The sequence below is a fragment of the Mesorhizobium loti genome, from assembly GCF_003148495.1.
In the GTDB taxonomy this organism is placed as follows: Bacteria; Pseudomonadota; Alphaproteobacteria; order Rhizobiales; family Rhizobiaceae; genus Mesorhizobium; species Mesorhizobium loti.
In genome coordinates this window covers 60653-75639 of the sequence record NZ_QGGH01000010.1, presented here as the reverse complement: position 1 = coordinate 75639, position 14987 = coordinate 60653, and the positions used below count along the sequence as shown (strand labels likewise).

The following is a 14987-nucleotide window of genomic DNA, read 5'->3' as shown; positions in this document are numbered from 1 at the left end:
GGGGGCGGCATCCTTTGTTACCTCAGATCGCGGATTTGAGGTGGTCGATAAAGGCGCGCAGCTTCGGCAGGATTTGGCGTTTGCCGGGATGATAGAGGAAGACGCCCGGTGTCGTGGCGGCGACGCCGTCGAGCACCGATTTGAGTTTTCCCTGGGCTATCGGACCTTCGGCGACGGGTCGCGGCACCTGTGCCAGCCCAATGCCCTGCATCGCGGCCCCGAGCAATGTCGGATAGTCGTGCGCGATCAGCGGGCCTGAGACCATCGCTTCGATCTCCCCGTTGCCGTCGACGAAGGACCAGGGCGCGATGGCGCCGTTCGAGCGGCGCAAGCGCAGGCAGGCGTGGTGGCGCAGATCCTCGACACGCTCGGGGTGGCCGTGGTGCTCGAGATAGTCTGGGCTGCCGACGATCACGAACGGGAACGACGGCGTCAGCCGCACAGCAACCATGTCGGGCGCGATGAACTGGCCAAGGCGGATGCCGGCATCGAACCCGCCGGTGGCGAGGTCGACCATCTCGTCGCTCGCGGCGATCTCCAGTTCGATCTCGGGATAGGCCTGGCAGAACGACGCGATCACCGGCTCCAGGATCAACGGCACGACGGCGCGAGGTACGGACAGGCGCAGCAACCCGGTTGGCCGTTGGCCGACATCGCGCGCGGCCTCGCCTGCCGCGACGAGTTCCTCGAAGGCAGGGCCTGCACGATCGAGGAACCGCTGACCAGCCTCGGTCAAACCGACGCTTCGGGTCGTGCGGACGAACAGCGCCGCACCCATGCGGGCTTCCAGCGTGCGCACCGCCTGGCTCACGGCGGACGGCGTCACGCCGAGATCGGCGGCGGCGCGGCGGAAGTTGCGGCGCCTGGCGACAGCAAGGAAGACCTCGACGCCCTCCAGCGCACCGTGCCGGACTGTGTAGTTCTGCTTCATAGGTTGTTGTGATTATACCGGATAGTCGAATTATGGAAGCGGGTCTAGGTAGGAGAGATGGACACTGGAGACATCCTGCAATGACCGATGGACTTGATGGCGTGCGCGACCACTATCGCGCGACCGGCCTGACCGGGCGGCTGAAAACAGTGCTGGCTGCCCTCGGCCCGGAGGATCAGCTTCTCACGCCCCAGCAGTTGGCCACCCTGGATCAGTTTCACACACGCGGGCTTGCTGCCACCGCCGAGCTTGCCCAATTGGCCGGGATCGCCGCGGGCATGTCAGTGCTGGACGTCGGGTCGGGCGTCGGCGGGCCAGCGCGTTTTCTGGCTGCCACCTATGGCTGCCGGGTTACCGGCGTCGATATCAGCGAGCCTTTCGTGGATGCCGCGCGCTATCTGACCGAGCGCACCGGACAGAGCGGGCAGCTATCGTTCCAGACCGCCAGCGCACTGGAACTTCCATTCGATGATGGCCGTTTCGACGCCGTGCTGCTGCAACATGTGGCGATGAACATCTCCGACAGAGTGCTGCTCTATCGCGAGATCAGGCGCGTGCTGAAGCCAGGCGGCAGATTTGCCACATTCGACGTCGTGTTGTCTGGCGGTGAGCCGCACTATCCGCTTCCCTGGGCGCGAACGCCGGCGACGAGCTTCCTCCTGACAGTCGACGCGACACGTCAGGCGATCGAACCGGCCGGCTTCAGCATGCTGGCATGGCAAGATGACACCGAGGTTGCCAAAGCCTGGTTTAGGCAGTTGCGTGCGTCCGGTCCGCCGCCTTCGCCAAATCTTGGCGTTGTAATGGGACCGGACTTTGCCGAGCTTACAGCCAATTTGGGACGAAATCTCATGGAAGGCCGGCTCGGCATTCTGACCGCGGTGTTCGAGGCAGCATCGACCAACAGCTGACAGGAGACCCGAATGTCGACGGAATTCGTTTTCCAGACACATCTAATTCTAGGTTATGTCGCGTGGCTGCTTTGCTTCGGTGCATACATCTGGCCCTGGCTGAGTTCAATGGACCGGGTCGCGGCGCAGCGAGCCATCGCCACTCTGCACAGCTTCCGCTTCTTCGGGCTCGTCTTCATCCTGCCGGGCGTCGTGAGCCCCGATCTCCCAGCCGGCTTCGCCGTGCTCGCCGCCTACGGTGATTTTGCAACAGGGCTGCTGGCCATGCTAGCGCTGCTCACGATGAGGCTGCCTCGGCTCTTCTGGGCGTTCGTCGTCGCCTTCAATCTCGTCGGCACGGTCGAACTCGTCGTCGACTATTACCACGCCATCCAGGTCGGCCTTCCCGCACATGCGGAGCAACTGGGCGCCGCCTACGCGATCCCGATTATCTACGTGCCGCTGCTGATGATCACGCACATCGCCGCACTCTATTTTCTGCTGCGTCCTCACCAGAACGCAACCCGAGCCATCGCGGATGGAGCGACTGCTTCCTAGAGCATCCGGAGGGGTCATTTTTGAATCCTAGCGCCGCCCGTTGCGCATCTCCGACGGCCGCGGTGCTGTACCAGGTTCCTGCACAAGCGGTCCGAGCAGCACCTCTCCGAACAGCGGCTGATAGCGGCGGCGCACGGCCGGGTCTTCCTTGAAGGACAGTGCGTACTGACCGATCTGATGGAAATAGGTGATGCGCGCCCGCACGATGCTCTCATCCTCCGAATAGCCCATGGCGCGGAACGACCGGATGAGCAGCTCGATGCGCAGATCGTCGATCTCCTTGACTTCCTGGGCGAGCTTTTTCGATGTCCGCGACCAATCGCGCACGGCCAGGTCGAGCAGAGGACTGAAGGGCGCTTCATCCACCCAGACATGCACGATGTCGGTGAAGAACTGCAGGCCGTCTATGTCGTGTATCTCGCGCATCGCCCAGAACGGCGCGCAGTTGCTGTTGCGCCATTCCTGCAAGAGGCCCCCGCGAAGATCCGCCAGGCTGGCAAAATGGAAATAGAAGCTGCCGCGCGTGACCTTCAATTGCTGCGCCAGGCGGTCGATCTTGACCTCGCCGATGCCACGTTTTTCGAGCACCTTGCGCGCCGCCGCGATCCAGGCCTCGCGGCTGAGCGTCTGCCGCGCCGCTTTTGATCGCGCCGCCGGTCGAGGCGGTCTCTTCGTTTTCGCCAGCGCGCCTTTCCCGTTCATGAAATTCGAGACCTTCGTCGCCGCGTACAACGCGCATAGCCGATTCGCCAATCGAACCGGCCCCTGACTGCTTCGCAATTCTCCGTGTCACCGTCTATCGCCGGATACACCTTTTCAAGGCAGTGCACTGATCCGCTCCAGCATCAGCGCGAAGAACGGAGCCGGATCGATCCGGCGCAGGACGTTGCAGTTCTTGCGGCGGCCGGTGACGTGCCACCAGTCGACGACGGTCATGCCTATGGTCTCGGGCGAGACGATATCGACCGTCACGGCGCACTGGCGCTGCTCGTAGATCTCGGGCGCCAGAAGGTAACCGGTGACGCACGCATCGTGGATGGGGCGCGCCGCCGTCGCGAATTTGTGGGTGCCGTATTGGCGATAGAAGTCGGCCATGTTGGCGGCCTCGATCGCCGCGCGACTGCCCGTGGCACGCAGGGCATCGAGCCATTCGGGCGTCATCAGGGCGGTGTAGGTGCAGTCGATGCCCGCCATCGTCACCGGGACGCCGCTGTCGAACACTTTGTGCGCGGCATGCGGATCGACGAAGATGTTGAACTCCGCGGCAGGCGTGGCATTGCCGCCTTGAAAAAAGCCGCCGCCCATCAGCACGACTTCGCGCAGCCGGGGGACGATTCTTGGCTCCATGGTCATGGCCATAGCCAGATTGGTCATCGGGCCGAGCGTGCAGACGGTCAACTCGCCTTCCGGCGCATCCATGATCGTGCGCACCAGGTAATTGACCGCGTGCTCGCTCTGCAGCGGCGTGACGGGTTCGGGCAGATCGGCGCCATCGAGGCCTGTTTCGCCGTGAACATATTCGGCCGTGATCAGCTTGCGCACCATCGGCGCCGGGCAGCCGGCATAGACCGGCACATCGGGCCGCCCGGCCAGTTCCACGACCTTGAGCGCGTTCTTCGACGTCAGGGCGAGCGGTACGTTGCCGCCGACCGTCGTGATGCCGACCACCTCGAGTTCGGCTGGCGAACCAAGCGCGAAAAGGATCGCGAACGCGTCATCCTGACCAGGATCGGTGTCGATGATTATCTTGCGTGGTGCCATTGTGCCGCGATTTTCCCGTTGCGTTCGAAAGCCTATTGCTGAGGCGATTTGGATGTGTAGAAATACAGTACTGTATCTTATGTTCAAGACAAGGTGTTCGAATGGACGCACGCGGCGACTTTTCCGAAATTCCGATCCTCGACGTGTCGGCGCTTTACGGCAGCGACCAGGATGCGATCGCTGCGACAGCGGCGACACTGCGCCGCCATCTCGAGACGATTGGGTTCCTCTATGTCGTAGGGCACCCGATCCCGCGTGCCGACGTCGAGGCGGTTCGCGAAGCCAGCAAGCGCTTCTTCGCCCTGCCCGAGGAACAGAAACTGGCGCTGAAGATCGACAGGAATTTCCGTGGCTATCTGCCCTTTGCCGGCTCGACCATCGTGACGTCGTCGGTGGCGACCGTGAGCAAGCCGAACCAGAGCGAATCGATCTTCTTCATGCACGAGGTCGAGGCCGGCGACCCCAGGGCATTGGCCGACAAGCCGTTGCAAGGCCCCAACCAGTGGCCGGACGAGGCGGCACTTGCCGGCTTCAGGCTGACGATTGAACGTTATGTCGATGAGATGAGCACGCTGGCCCGCAAGATGGTCGGCGCCATCGCCCTTTCGCTTGGGCTCCCGACCGACAGTCTCGACCGCTATTTCGATCAACCGACGACCTTCCTGCGGTTGCTGCACTATCCGACGCAGCCCCAGGAAGAGGGGCTTTTCGGCTCGGCCCCACACACCGATTACGGCTTCATCACACTGCTCGCGCAGGACAATGTCGGCGGCCTGGAAGTCAAGAACAAGGCCGGCGACTGGGTTCCCGCGCCGCCGGTCCCGGACTCCTTCGTGATGAATGTCGGCGACATTCTGGCGCGCTGGTCGAACGACCAGTTCGTCTCGACGCCGCATCGCGTCATCAACCGGTCGGGGCGCGAGCGCTATTCCCAGCCCTTCTTCTTCGACCCGTCCATGGATGAAACGATCGAAGCGCTGCCAGTCTGCGTGCCGGCCGGTAGCCGGCCGAAATATGAGCCGGTGCTTTACGGTGACTATCTGATGGAGCGCATCGACAAGAACTACCACTACCGCAAGAAAAAGGCTGCGGAAGCAGCCGGTTCATAGACGGATCAATGCGCGGCTGCGTCGGTGCGGACGCGAGGCCCGGATTGGAGAGCAGACTGCAAGAACCGTTGTAATCAAAAAAGGGGAACGAAAATGAGAGCACATTTGCAGATGGCCGGTTTGGCGCTGGCCGCACTTGCCGTGGCCTGGAGCGGACCTTCAGGTGCCGCCGAGGTGACGAAATCGGCCGAGGTCCAGCGGACCGGCATGCTGACCGTCGCCAACACGCTGGACTATGCGCCTTTCGAGTATCTCGACGCCGACGGCAAGCAGACCGGGATCATCATTGAACTGGCCGGTGAGGTGGCCAAGCTGGTCGGCGCCAAGCTGGACGTGGCGCGCACGCCTTTCCCCTCGATGATACCGGGGTTGGCGGCCGGCCGCTTCAAGGTCGCCTGGGAAACGTTCTCGGCAACGCCCGAGCGGCTCAAGCAGGTCGATTTCGTCATGTTCCTCAAGGCCGGCCTGGCTGTTTCGACTTCGCCGGACAAGAAGGCGAGCTTCAGCGGCGACACCCCGCTCTGCGGCAAGCGGATTGGCGTTTCGGCAGGCAGCGCATCGGATTTCCTGGTCGACAAGCTGAGCACGGATTGCACCGGCAAGGGCCAGGCAGCCATCGAAAAATCGGTCTTCAACTCGTCGACGGATATCGTCCAGGCGGTGCTGTCCGACCGCGTCGACGCCCGCATGGACGATGCGACCGCATCGAGCTATTTCGAGGTCACCAGCAAGGGCCAGCTCGTGGTGCTGCCGACCCTCTATGAAGTCGCGCCGCTCGGCATGGCGATCGCCAAGGACGACAAGGAGACCGCCGACATGATGGTGGGCGCACTCTCCGAGCTGTTCAAGAATGGCACTTACAAGGCTGTTCTCGACAAATATGGCATGGGCGCCTACGCAATCAAGGAGCCCTATTTCGTGGGCACCATGGAGGCGCTGCGCGCCGACTGAGGCCTTGTGCGTCCATTCGGGCGCACTTTGAGACTTTGAAAGTTCGCATCGTGCTTTTCGCACTCATGCGAGAGCGACTGTCGGCGCCCGGTCTCGTATCGGGCGCCGTTTGCGGATGAAGACCAGGAGAAGCCGAGATGGGCGTGGCCCACCCTACCGAGATACGCATCGAGCCAGGCGTCGCCGAGGCGGTTTCGCGCCTGACCGTCGTGCCGCAGCGCCGCTACGGCATCTGGGTCGGCACCGCGCTGGCCCTGTTCTTGGCGTTTCTCATCATCCGGGCCTTCGCCAGCAATCCTGCCTTTGCCTGGCCGACGGTGGTGGGCTACCTGTTGCATCCCTCTGTCATGCGCGGTCTGGGCAACACCTTGATGCTGACCGCGGTGATCATGATATTGGCGATCGTTGTCGGCACGGTCATCGCCATCATGCGCGTGTCGCCAAGCCCGGTGTTGCGTTCATTCGCTGGCCTGTACGTCTGGTTCTTCCGTGGCGTACCGGCCCTGATACAGCTGATCTTCTGGTTCAACCTGTCGCTGCTCGTGCGCGAGGTCTCTTTGACCATCCCCTTTGTCGGCACGCTGTTTTCCGTGCGCACCAATGATTTCATGACGCCATTCTTCTCTGCCGTCGTTGCCCTTTCCTTGTGCGAGGCGGGCTACATGGCAGAGATCATCAGGGCCGGCATCAAGTCGGTGCCGTCGGGCCAGGCTGAAGCGGCGAGCGCGCTTGGCATGCCCTACCGCTTGATCCTGAAGCGCATCACGCTGCCGCAGGCGATGCGCTTCGTGCTGCCGCCAACCGGCAACGAGGCCATCAACCTCCTGAAGATGACGTCGCTGGTGACGTTCATCGCCGTCGACGACCTGTTCTACTCGGCCCAGAGCATCTATGCGCGCACCTTCGAGACGATCCCGCTCTTGATCGTGGTCGCCTTCTGGTATCTCGCCGTAGTCAGCGTCATGTCGGTGGGACAGCATTTCCTCGAACGCCATTTCGGTCGCAGCGACACACGCCGCGATCCCATGACGATGCGCTTCCTGCGCAATTTCATCAGCCTGCGTGGCATTTCCCGATGAGCGACGTGAAGGATGAAAATCGCGCCCGCTTCGGCGTCCCAGCCGATTCCATGGTCTTCGCGCGCGGCGTGCGCAAGTCCTATGGTCCGCTCGAGGTTCTCAAGGGTGTCGATCTCGATGTGCCTGTCGGATCGGTCGCCTGCATCATCGGCCCTTCGGGTTCCGGCAAGAGCACGTTCCTGCGCTGCATCAACCATCTCGAGAAGCTCAGCGCCGGCATCCTGCTCGTCGACAGCCAGTTCGTCGGCTACGACCTCAGGGACGACAAGCTCTACGAGGTCAAGGACGACCTGCTTTGCCAGCGACGCGCCGAGACCGGCATGCTGTTCCAGTCGTTCAACCTGTTCTCCCACATGACTGTGATGGAGAACCTGATTGAGGCACCGATGCAGGTGCGGCGCATCCCGCCGGACCAGGCAAAGGCCGAAGCGGAGATCCTGCTCCGACGCGTCGGTCTCCTGGACAAGGTCGACCGGTATCCGAGGGAACTGTCCGGCGGCCAGCAGCAGCGTGTCGCCATTGCACGGGCGATGGCGATGAAGCCGAAGGTCCTGCTGTTCGACGAGCCGACATCGGCGCTCGACCCCGAACTCGTCGGCGAGGTGTTGCAGGTCATGCGCGATCTGGCCGAAAGCGGCATGACGATGGTCGTGGTTACCCACGAGATCGGCTTTGCCCGTGAGATCGGTGATCAGCTCGTCTTCATGGATGGCGGCGTGATCATCGAACGCGGCGCTCCGCGCGAGATGATCGCCAATCCGGTATCGCCGCGAACCCGCGAGTTCCTGTCGCGAGTGCTTTGACGGCAAGAGGATCCACCAAAGAAAAAGGCGCGGGCCTCGCCCGCGCCTTCTTCGTGTTCAGGCTTTCGAAGCTTAGTCCTTCCGGAAGATGCACGCCTTGGCGACGACGCCGGTAATGGCGCTACCGATCAACGGTGCTACGATGAAGAGCAGGAGCTGGCCGATCGCGGTGCTGCCGGAAAATAGCACCAGACCGATCGACCGAAAGCATCACGCCTATCAGCAAGTCGGGCACAAGGATTATTGACCGGCGGCGGCGCCTCAAGCCAGGCTGCTTCTGACCGCTTTGGTCAGTTCCTGCTCCAGATCGACCAGTTCCTTGCCACCCGCCATCAGATTGAGCAACTGATCACGATCAATTTCGCTTTTTGCGTAAGTGCCGGTGCTTTTGCCGCGCTTCAACAACGTGAAGCGATCGCCAACCACATAGGCGTGATGAACGTTGTGGGAAATGAAGATGACGCCGATGCCGCGCGCCTTGGACTGCACGATGAGCTTCAAAACCACGGATGCCTGATGGACTCCCAGCGCCGATGTCGGCTCATCCAGGATCAGAACCTTGGCGCCGAAGTATACGGCGCGGGCGATAGCCAGGCACTGACGCTCGCCGCCTGAAAGCGTGCCGACGGGTTGCTCGGGATCGCGCAGCTGGATTCCCATCGCCGCCAACTCGTCATATGCTGTGCGGTTCGCGAACTCGGTGTCAAACTGTCGGATCGGTCCGAACTTTCGCATCGGCTCGCGCCCGAGAAAAAAGTTTCGCGCCACGCTCATCAGCGGCACCAAGGCGAGGTCCTGGTAGACGGTGGCAATGCCGCTGTTGCGCGTATCGGCCGGCGAGGCAAACCTTGCGGGCTTGCCCTGTACGCGGATTTCACCTTCGTCAGGGGTGTAGACGCCGGATAGCGTCTTGATCAGCGTCGATTTACCGGCGCCATTGTCGCCGAGCAGGCAATGCACCTCGCCGGGACATACATCGAAAGACACGTCTTTCAGCGCGACGACCGACCCAAAATACTTGCTGACCGATCTCAGTTCGACATAGGGCTCGGCCATCACCGGCTCCTCATGGCGCGGTTGCGCACATAGCTGTTGAACAGCACCGCGATGACCATCATGGCACCCATGAACAGCTTGAACCAGTCTGTGTCGATGCCGGTGTAAAAGATGCCCATTTGCACCACGCCGAAGATCAATGCCCCGAACATGGCGCCTATGGCCGATCCGTAGCCACCGGTAAGCAACGTGCCGCCGATGACGACGGCAATGATGGCCTCGAATTCCTTCTGGGTGCCGCGTAGCGTATCGGCCGAGCCCGTGACCAGAACCTGGATCGCCGCAAAGAGCGCGGCGGCCATAGCCGTCATGACGAACAGGGTGATCTTGGTGCGTGCAACCGGCACGCCGAGATTGCGCGCGGCATTGGCTTCTCCGCCCGCGGCGAAGATCCAGTTGCCGAAGCGGCTGCGCGTCAGCAGCCACGTACAGCCCAGGGTCAATACGACCCACCAGACGATCGACACCGGAATTCCCGATATCGACGGCAGGCCGTCCGCCCGCTTGCCAATCAGGCCGATGTCCGAAAGCCAAGCGATGGGGCCGGAAAATACCTGTCCCGAGAACAGGCTGTTGAGGGGATCGTTCAAGGCCAGTTCGTGCACGCCTGAAACCTGCGTTCGCCCAGATATGCCGCGCGTGAGGCCGAGCGTCAGGCCGCGCAACATGAACAAGCTTCCGAGCGTCACAATGAAGGAGGGCAATCCGGTTCTGACGACGGCGAGCCCGTTAAGCGCGCCGATGCCGCCGCAAACAGCAAAGCAAAACAGCAGGGAAAGCCAGATGGGCCAACCCCAGAATACCGAAGGGATGGCGATTAGGATTCCCGCAAACCCGATCATCGAGCCGACCGACAGGTCGAACTCACCCGCGATCATCAAAAGGGCCACGGGCGCAGCGAGAATGCCAAGCTGGGCCGAGACTTCAAGGAAATTGATGATGCCCTTGGCGCTGAAAAGTCCCGTATTTCCCGCGGTGATGGCGAAGAACACAAAGACCAGAACGGTTCCGGCCGCCGCGCCAAGCTCCGGCCTGCTCAGAAGACGGCTCAGGCGGGAGACGGAGCGGACCCGCTCGTCGCGAAGCTCTGCAGTCATGGATGCGTTACCTTCGTCAGTGAAGGCGGCCGGGCTGATGCCCGGCCGCGAACTGTCAACGCTTGCCCAGTTTTGCCAGCTCGATGACCGAGGCGGCGGTATCCTTGGTGACGAAGCCGGGCCCCGTCGGATAGTCGGCGATCGGCATGATCTTGTACTTCTTCCAAAGGTCGAACATGGCGACCGGTATATAGCCCATGGCATATTGCTGGGCGTCGATACCCCATTCCATTTTGCCGGCAACTACGGCCTGCAGGATCGTGGGAGAAAGGTCGAATGTGCCGGTTTTCACCTTGCCCGCAAGGCCCATTTCATCGAGCGCGGCCAGCGTCGGTTCGGCACCGCTGGCGCCGACCGCGAGAACGAACTGCGTATCCCCATGGGCAGTCATGTAGGCGATCACGCGGTTTTTCATTTCAGTCGGGTCAATGACGCCGTTCATCACCGGAACATCGACACCAAGACCTTTGGCGAAGCCGGCACAGCGGTCATCAAGGCTCGAATTGCCCACTTCATGATTGGCGCAGACTGCCTTGGTGAGGCCGAGCGCCTTGATGCGCTCGCCCGCCATGACGCCCGCCTGGAACTCGTCCTGGCCCATGAACAGCAGGCCGCCAAGGTCATGCGTCAGTTTGGAGCCACCGGAATCGATGACGATGACCGGGATGCCGGCGGCAATGGCATTCTTGACCGGCGCTGACAGAGCCGCTGCGTCGGGGATCGAAACAACCATTCCGTCAGGCTTCGAGGCTGCAATGGCGTCTATCATCTGCGCCATCTTGGCCATGTCGAAGGTTTCGGGCGCCAGATATTCAGCCTTGACCCCCAGGGTCTTGGCCGCGTCGTCCATGCCGTTCTTCACGACCGACCAATACGGGTCGCCGCTCTGGCCGTGAGTCACAAATACCACGCGCGTATCGTCGGCGGCCGCAAGGCTCGTGGCCGCTGTCATCAGTGTGACGCCGGCCAAAAGGCCGAGCGCAGGCTTTATTAATTTCGCGAGCGAAAACATAGAACCTCCTGTTTGTTTTCCGCCGCCGCAGTTACGGCCGGCAGTCCAGTTGCCCCTTCAGTCCAGTTTCATTCATCAGCACTGGTTCCTTGGAGGCCGCATCGCGGCCTCGATCATTCCATGACGGTAAATCCGGCTCCCCTGGCCATGCGCGAGAGATTTTGGAATCCCATTGTCGCATAGGTCAGCGGGTTGGCCTTGTTGGGATCCTGCTCGGCCTCGACGACCATCCAGCCACTATAGCCGTTGTCGGCAAGCACCCGCAAAATGGCCGGGTAATCGATGAACCCGTCACCGGGGACCGTGAAGATCCCTTCCATGACCGCGCCCATGAAACTCATGTCGCCTGCGCGGGCACGATCAAGGACGGCTTTGCGCGCGTCCTTGCAATGCACATGCACGACGCGTTTGACATGCGCCTTGATCAAAGCCAGCGGGTCGCCGCCTGAGAAGATCGAATGGCCGGTGTCGTAGAGAAGTCCGACCGCCTCGCCGGTGTGCCGCATCAGCGAGCCCACCTCGGCATCGGTCTCGACGATAGTCCCCATATGGTGATGAAAGGCCATGCGCACGCCGAGATCCGCCATTCTCTCGGCCAGCGCGGTCAGTTTTCTGCCGTAGGCCGGCCATTCCTCAGTGCCAAGAGCCGGGCGCTGCGAGATCGGCCCCCAAATGGCATTGTGGCGCCCTCGCGAGGTGTCTGCATAGACGACATGGGTCGAGCCCATATCCTTCAGAAGCTGGAGATGCGGCGTGATCGCATCCATTTCCGCGCCGACATCCTTCTCGTCGCAACGGCCATCATACCAGCCGGAGATCACGGCAAGTCCATACTGCTCCATGATCGGCTTCAGTTCAGCCGACCGGCGCGGAAACTTGCCGCCAAGCTCGGTGCCGGAATAGCCGGCCTGTTTGGTTTCGCGAAGACAGACCTCGAGTGGCGTATCGCCGCCGAGTTCCGGCACATCGTCGTTGGTCCAGGTGATCGGATTGATGCCGATGCGAACCTTCACGGGCGAACTCCTGATTGCTTGAGTTGGGCAAGGTGATGCCGCGTGAGGCCGACCAGAAGCACCATGTCGCGACGAGCGTGTTCGGCCGTGTTGCGCACTGGCGTGCCTTCGACGATCGCCGACCAAAAACCTTTCAACTCCTCGACGAATGCCTCTTCGTAGCCGCTGCGGATGTCGCGGCTGGAGAGCGTGTGGCCGTCGCCGGTGCGGATGGTCAGCCGCGTCGGTTGATGGTTGAGATAGGGCGAGGGGAATTCCAGCTCAAGCGAGGCGTCGTCGAAGTAGAGCGTTATGCGCTCGCGGTATTCGGGCAGCCCTGGAGTGGCGATGTGGACCATGTTCCACAATGCCTGGCCGTTGAGCAGTCGCACGGCGCCCTGTCCGCCTTCGCCTTTGGCGAACAGCCAGGCGCCGACGATTTCGCCATCGGCGATGCCGAGCGCATCAAGCAAGCCATGGATGGCGTTGACGTCGTGTACGATCGACGAACAATAGGCGCCGACGAAGCCGCGAAACGCGTTGGGATCGTCGATCCCGGGTACCGCGCGGTCCACCTGCTCGCGCTGCCTTGCTTCGGTCGAGGCAATCAATTCCGCCGCGACGTCGTCACCCCGGCAACTGGAGGCGTGCCGGATGAAGGGCCAGGCGTCGGGATCGTTGACCTCGACCGAAATGTAGCGAAGCGTCCGCGCCGTGCCCGGCAGCATTTTCAGTGCCGCCTCGTAGCTTGGGTCGAAGCGCTTCATATAGCCGACCTGGAGCACCTTTCCGGCGCGATCCCTGGCGGCGATCAATTCGTCGACGTCTTGCGCACCGTAGCAAAGCGGTTTTTCGCAGAAGACGTGCAGGCCCCTGGCGAGGGCAGCGAGACTCTGTTCCAGGTGCAACGCATCCGGCGAAGCTATGACTACGGCGTCAAGCGGCATGGCAAGAAGCTCATCGAGCTCGGCAAATGTCCTGAGGCCGAACTCCTCTTCGACAAAGGCGCGGACTTTCTGCGACGGATCATAGACCCCGAGGACCTCGAACTGCCGGTGCAACTTGAGCAGATTGGGAATGTGTTCGACCTGGGCAACGCCACCGGCACCGATCACACCCACCCTTATGCATTGCATCGGTCAGCCCCATCTGAACCTGATCGCATTTTTCTTGAGCCTAGGACTGCTTTGGTTCCATTGTTAGAACCAGATCGCTTTGATTTTTTGGAACCACAATGAAGACCAGTTTTCCGATCGACGGCATTTCACTGGATCGCGACAGCCCCGCCAATTTGCATCGGCAGCTCTATGTCCAGTTGCGTGATCTGATCGAGCAACGCGTGTTGCCGAGCGGTCACGCGCTGCCCTCGACACGGGTTATGGCGCGGGATCTGCACGTTGGCCGCAACACCGTGATTGCTGCTTGCGACCAACTGGCGCTGGAAGGCTACCTGGCCATGCGGCCGCGCAGGCCCTCAGTGGTGATGGATCTGCCAACCCGTTCGGCCGTGCAGGAACATGTCTCGGCAGCGGACGAGAACCCGATATCCTTGCGTGGGCAGACCATGCTCGCCCAACCCTACCATCATGGCCGGCCGGGCATGCTGGCCTTTCACCCCGGCATGCCGGACCCGGATAACTTTCCTTTCAACACCTGGTCCAAGCTGCTCAGTCGCCGCGCAAAATTCGCGCATATCGACCTTTTCGGAACCTATCACGTCAAAGGCTATCCCCCTCTTTGCGAAGCCATAGCTCGCTATCTCACGGCTTCGCGGGGCGTGAAGTGCAGCCCCGAACAGATCGTCGTCACCAATGGTGCCCAGTCGGCGTTCGATCTTCTGGCTCGGCTGCTGATCGATGAAGGCGACACGGTATGGATGGAGGAACCAGGATACTACGGCGCGGGTTCGGCTTTCGTCTCGGCGGGGGCGAAACTGGCCCCGCTGCGGGTGAGTAATGCAGGGTGGGACCTTGATCCACCGCCTGTCATTCCGCGCATGATTTTTGTGACGCCCTCCTGCCATCACCCTCTCGGCATAACCATGCCGATGGAACAGCGGCTCAATCTCCTGCACATGGCCGAGACCTGGCGCTCATGGATCATCGAGGATGACTATGACGGCGAATACCGCTTTCAGGGCCAGCCTATTCCAGCGCTCCAGGGCATCGGCGCGTCAGACCGCGTGGTCTATGTCGGCACCTTCGCCAAGATCCTTTTCCCCGCCATGCGGCTAGGCTTCCTGGTGGTGCCCAAGGCGATCGACCATACGATCGTCTCGGCGCTGAGCGTGACCGGCCAGTTCGCCCCCTTGCTGACCCAGGCCGCGCTGGCCGACTTCATGAATGAGGGGCATTTCACCCGCCACCTCAGGCGCATGCGGCGGCTCTATGCGGAGAGGCGGCAGTTCTTTCTGGAAAGTGCGCAAAGGCATCTCGGCGAATGGCTGGATTTCCACACGACCGAATCCGGCATCCAGGTCGTCGGCATTTTCCGCGACATATGCAGCGACAGGGCGGTCGCCGAGGCGGCGCTCCAGCAGGGCATCAATGTCTCGGCGCTGTCGATCCAGTACCGTCACGGCACGGAGCAAAACGGTCTTGTCATGGGCTTTGCGGCTGCCGATGCGCAGACAACCGAAAAGACTATGCAGAAATTTCGGACCCTCCTGAAAACCTGTTTCTCAAAAACACTTGATCTCGGGTAAAATGCCGAGACTAATCATTGTTTCGAGGCCGAGCCGTTGGCGAG

The 14987-nt window shown here is 61.7% G+C and carries 16 protein-coding genes; 8 read left to right on the top strand and 8 right to left on the bottom strand.

Features of this window, described 5'->3' with window-relative positions; genetic code table 11:
* Positions 1–22: 22 nt before the first annotated feature.
* Complete coding sequence (locus C8D77_RS27210) at positions 23–931, bottom strand: LysR family transcriptional regulator (RefSeq protein ID WP_109669978.1); 909 nt, start codon at positions 929–931, stop codon at positions 23–25.
* A 101-nt stretch (positions 932–1032) separates the two neighbouring features.
* Here C8D77_RS27210 and C8D77_RS27205 point away from each other — a divergent pair, with 101 nt between their 5' ends.
* Both C8D77_RS27205 and C8D77_RS27200 read left to right on the top strand, forming a co-directional pair.
* On the top strand, positions 1033–1842 hold the full coding sequence (locus tag C8D77_RS27205; protein WP_245951886.1) for a class I SAM-dependent methyltransferase: 810 nt from the start codon (positions 1033–1035) through the stop codon (positions 1840–1842).
* 12 nt (positions 1843–1854) lie between these two features.
* The gene (locus C8D77_RS27200) at positions 1855–2379 is read left to right on the top strand and encodes a hypothetical protein (RefSeq protein ID WP_109669974.1); all 525 of its coding nucleotides are present in this window, start codon (positions 1855–1857) and stop codon (positions 2377–2379) included.
* A gap of 27 nt (positions 2380–2406) precedes the next feature.
* Here the strand turns inward: C8D77_RS27200 and C8D77_RS27195 are convergent, their stop codons facing one another.
* Complete coding sequence (locus tag C8D77_RS27195) at positions 2407–3081, bottom strand: TetR/AcrR family transcriptional regulator (RefSeq protein WP_109670189.1); 675 nt, start codon at positions 3079–3081, stop codon at positions 2407–2409.
* Positions 3082–3195: 114 nt separating this feature from the next.
* Positions 3196–4140 (bottom strand): nucleoside hydrolase, encoded by a 945-nt coding sequence (locus tag C8D77_RS27190; RefSeq protein ID WP_109669972.1) that lies wholly within the window; start codon positions 4138–4140, stop codon positions 3196–3198.
* Between the two features lie 101 nt (positions 4141–4241).
* On the opposite strand from C8D77_RS27190, the gene C8D77_RS27185 reads away from it, so the two are divergent.
* The 5 genes from C8D77_RS27185 (at position 4242) to C8D77_RS38095 (ending at position 8329) form a co-directional block, all read left to right on the top strand.
* Entirely contained in the window at positions 4242–5249 is a 1008-nt protein-coding gene (locus C8D77_RS27185) for an isopenicillin N synthase family dioxygenase (protein WP_109669970.1), read from the top strand.
* A 93-nt stretch (positions 5250–5342) separates the two neighbouring features.
* Positions 5343–6200 carry an ABC transporter substrate-binding protein gene (locus C8D77_RS27180; RefSeq protein ID WP_109669968.1) on the top strand — a complete coding sequence of 286 codons (858 nt, stop codon included), beginning with the start codon at positions 5343–5345 and terminating at the stop codon, positions 6198–6200.
* A gap of 137 nt (positions 6201–6337) precedes the next feature.
* Complete coding sequence (locus tag C8D77_RS27175) at positions 6338–7279, top strand: amino acid ABC transporter permease (protein ID WP_109669966.1); 942 nt, start codon at positions 6338–6340, stop codon at positions 7277–7279.
* Positions 7276–8082, top strand: coding sequence for an amino acid ABC transporter ATP-binding protein (locus C8D77_RS27170; protein ID WP_109669964.1), 807 nt, complete (start codon positions 7276–7278; stop codon positions 8080–8082). Before C8D77_RS27175 ends, C8D77_RS27170 begins: the two co-directional genes overlap by 4 nt.
* 97 nt (positions 8083–8179) lie before the next feature.
* Positions 8180–8329: a hypothetical protein gene (locus C8D77_RS38095; protein WP_215732084.1), complete on the top strand. Its 150-nt coding sequence runs from the start codon at positions 8180–8182 to the stop codon at positions 8327–8329.
* A gap of 14 nt (positions 8330–8343) precedes the next feature.
* On the opposite strand, the gene C8D77_RS27160 is transcribed toward C8D77_RS38095, so the two are convergent.
* From C8D77_RS27160 to C8D77_RS27140, 5 genes are all read right to left on the bottom strand, one after another.
* Positions 8344–9138: an ATP-binding cassette domain-containing protein gene (locus C8D77_RS27160; RefSeq protein WP_109669962.1), complete on the bottom strand. Its 795-nt coding sequence runs from the start codon at positions 9136–9138 to the stop codon at positions 8344–8346.
* Positions 9138–10235 carry an ABC transporter permease gene (locus tag C8D77_RS27155; protein WP_109669960.1) on the bottom strand — a complete coding sequence of 366 codons (1098 nt, stop codon included), beginning with the start codon at positions 10233–10235 and terminating at the stop codon, positions 9138–9140. Before C8D77_RS27155 ends, C8D77_RS27160 begins: the two co-directional genes overlap by 1 nt.
* Positions 10236–10290: 55 nt before the next feature.
* On the bottom strand, positions 10291–11247 hold the full coding sequence (locus C8D77_RS27150; RefSeq protein WP_109669958.1) for a rhizopine catabolism ABC transporter substrate-binding protein: 957 nt from the start codon (positions 11245–11247) through the stop codon (positions 10291–10293).
* A gap of 113 nt (positions 11248–11360) precedes the next feature.
* Positions 11361–12260, bottom strand: coding sequence for a myo-inosose-2 dehydratase (iolE, locus tag C8D77_RS27145; protein ID WP_109669956.1), 900 nt, complete (start codon positions 12258–12260; stop codon positions 11361–11363).
* Entirely contained in the window at positions 12257–13375 is a 1119-nt protein-coding gene (locus C8D77_RS27140; RefSeq protein WP_109669954.1) for a Gfo/Idh/MocA family protein, read from the bottom strand. Before C8D77_RS27140 ends, iolE begins: the two co-directional genes overlap by 4 nt.
* A gap of 98 nt (positions 13376–13473) precedes the next feature.
* Here C8D77_RS27140 and mocR point away from each other — a divergent pair, with 98 nt between their 5' ends.
* Positions 13474–14943 carry a rhizopine catabolism transcriptional regulator MocR gene (gene mocR, locus C8D77_RS27135; RefSeq protein ID WP_109669952.1) on the top strand — a complete coding sequence of 490 codons (1470 nt, stop codon included), beginning with the start codon at positions 13474–13476 and terminating at the stop codon, positions 14941–14943.
* Positions 14944–14987: the final 44 nt, after the last annotated feature.

Excerpts from the sequence above, each read along its gene's own strand:
- C8D77_RS27210 (WP_109669978.1), bottom strand. The coding sequence starts at position 931 with ATGAAGCAGAACTACACAGTCCGGCACGGTGCGCTGGAGGGCGTCGAG.
- C8D77_RS27200 (WP_109669974.1), top strand. The coding sequence starts at position 1,855 with ATGTCGACGGAATTCGTTTTCCAGACACATCTAATTCTAGGTTATGTC.
- C8D77_RS27195 (WP_109670189.1), bottom strand. The coding sequence starts at position 3,081 with ATGAACGGGAAAGGCGCGCTGGCGAAAACGAAGAGACCGCCTCGACCG.
- C8D77_RS27190 (WP_109669972.1), bottom strand. The coding sequence starts at position 4,140 with ATGGCACCACGCAAGATAATCATCGACACCGATCCTGGTCAGGATGAC.
- C8D77_RS27185 (WP_109669970.1), top strand. The coding sequence starts at position 4,242 with ATGGACGCACGCGGCGACTTTTCCGAAATTCCGATCCTCGACGTGTCG.
- C8D77_RS27180 (WP_109669968.1), top strand. The coding sequence starts at position 5,343 with ATGAGAGCACATTTGCAGATGGCCGGTTTGGCGCTGGCCGCACTTGCC.
- C8D77_RS27175 (WP_109669966.1), top strand. The coding sequence starts at position 6,338 with ATGGGCGTGGCCCACCCTACCGAGATACGCATCGAGCCAGGCGTCGCC.
- C8D77_RS27170 (WP_109669964.1), top strand. The coding sequence starts at position 7,276 with ATGAGCGACGTGAAGGATGAAAATCGCGCCCGCTTCGGCGTCCCAGCC.
- C8D77_RS27160 (WP_109669962.1), bottom strand. The coding sequence starts at position 9,138 with ATGGCCGAGCCCTATGTCGAACTGAGATCGGTCAGCAAGTATTTTGGG.
- C8D77_RS27155 (WP_109669960.1), bottom strand. The coding sequence starts at position 10,235 with ATGACTGCAGAGCTTCGCGACGAGCGGGTCCGCTCCGTCTCCCGCCTG.
- C8D77_RS27150 (WP_109669958.1), bottom strand. The coding sequence starts at position 11,247 with ATGTTTTCGCTCGCGAAATTAATAAAGCCTGCGCTCGGCCTTTTGGCC.
- C8D77_RS27140 (WP_109669954.1), bottom strand. The coding sequence starts at position 13,375 with ATGCAATGCATAAGGGTGGGTGTGATCGGTGCCGGTGGCGTTGCCCAG.
- mocR (WP_109669952.1), top strand. The coding sequence starts at position 13,474 with ATGAAGACCAGTTTTCCGATCGACGGCATTTCACTGGATCGCGACAGC.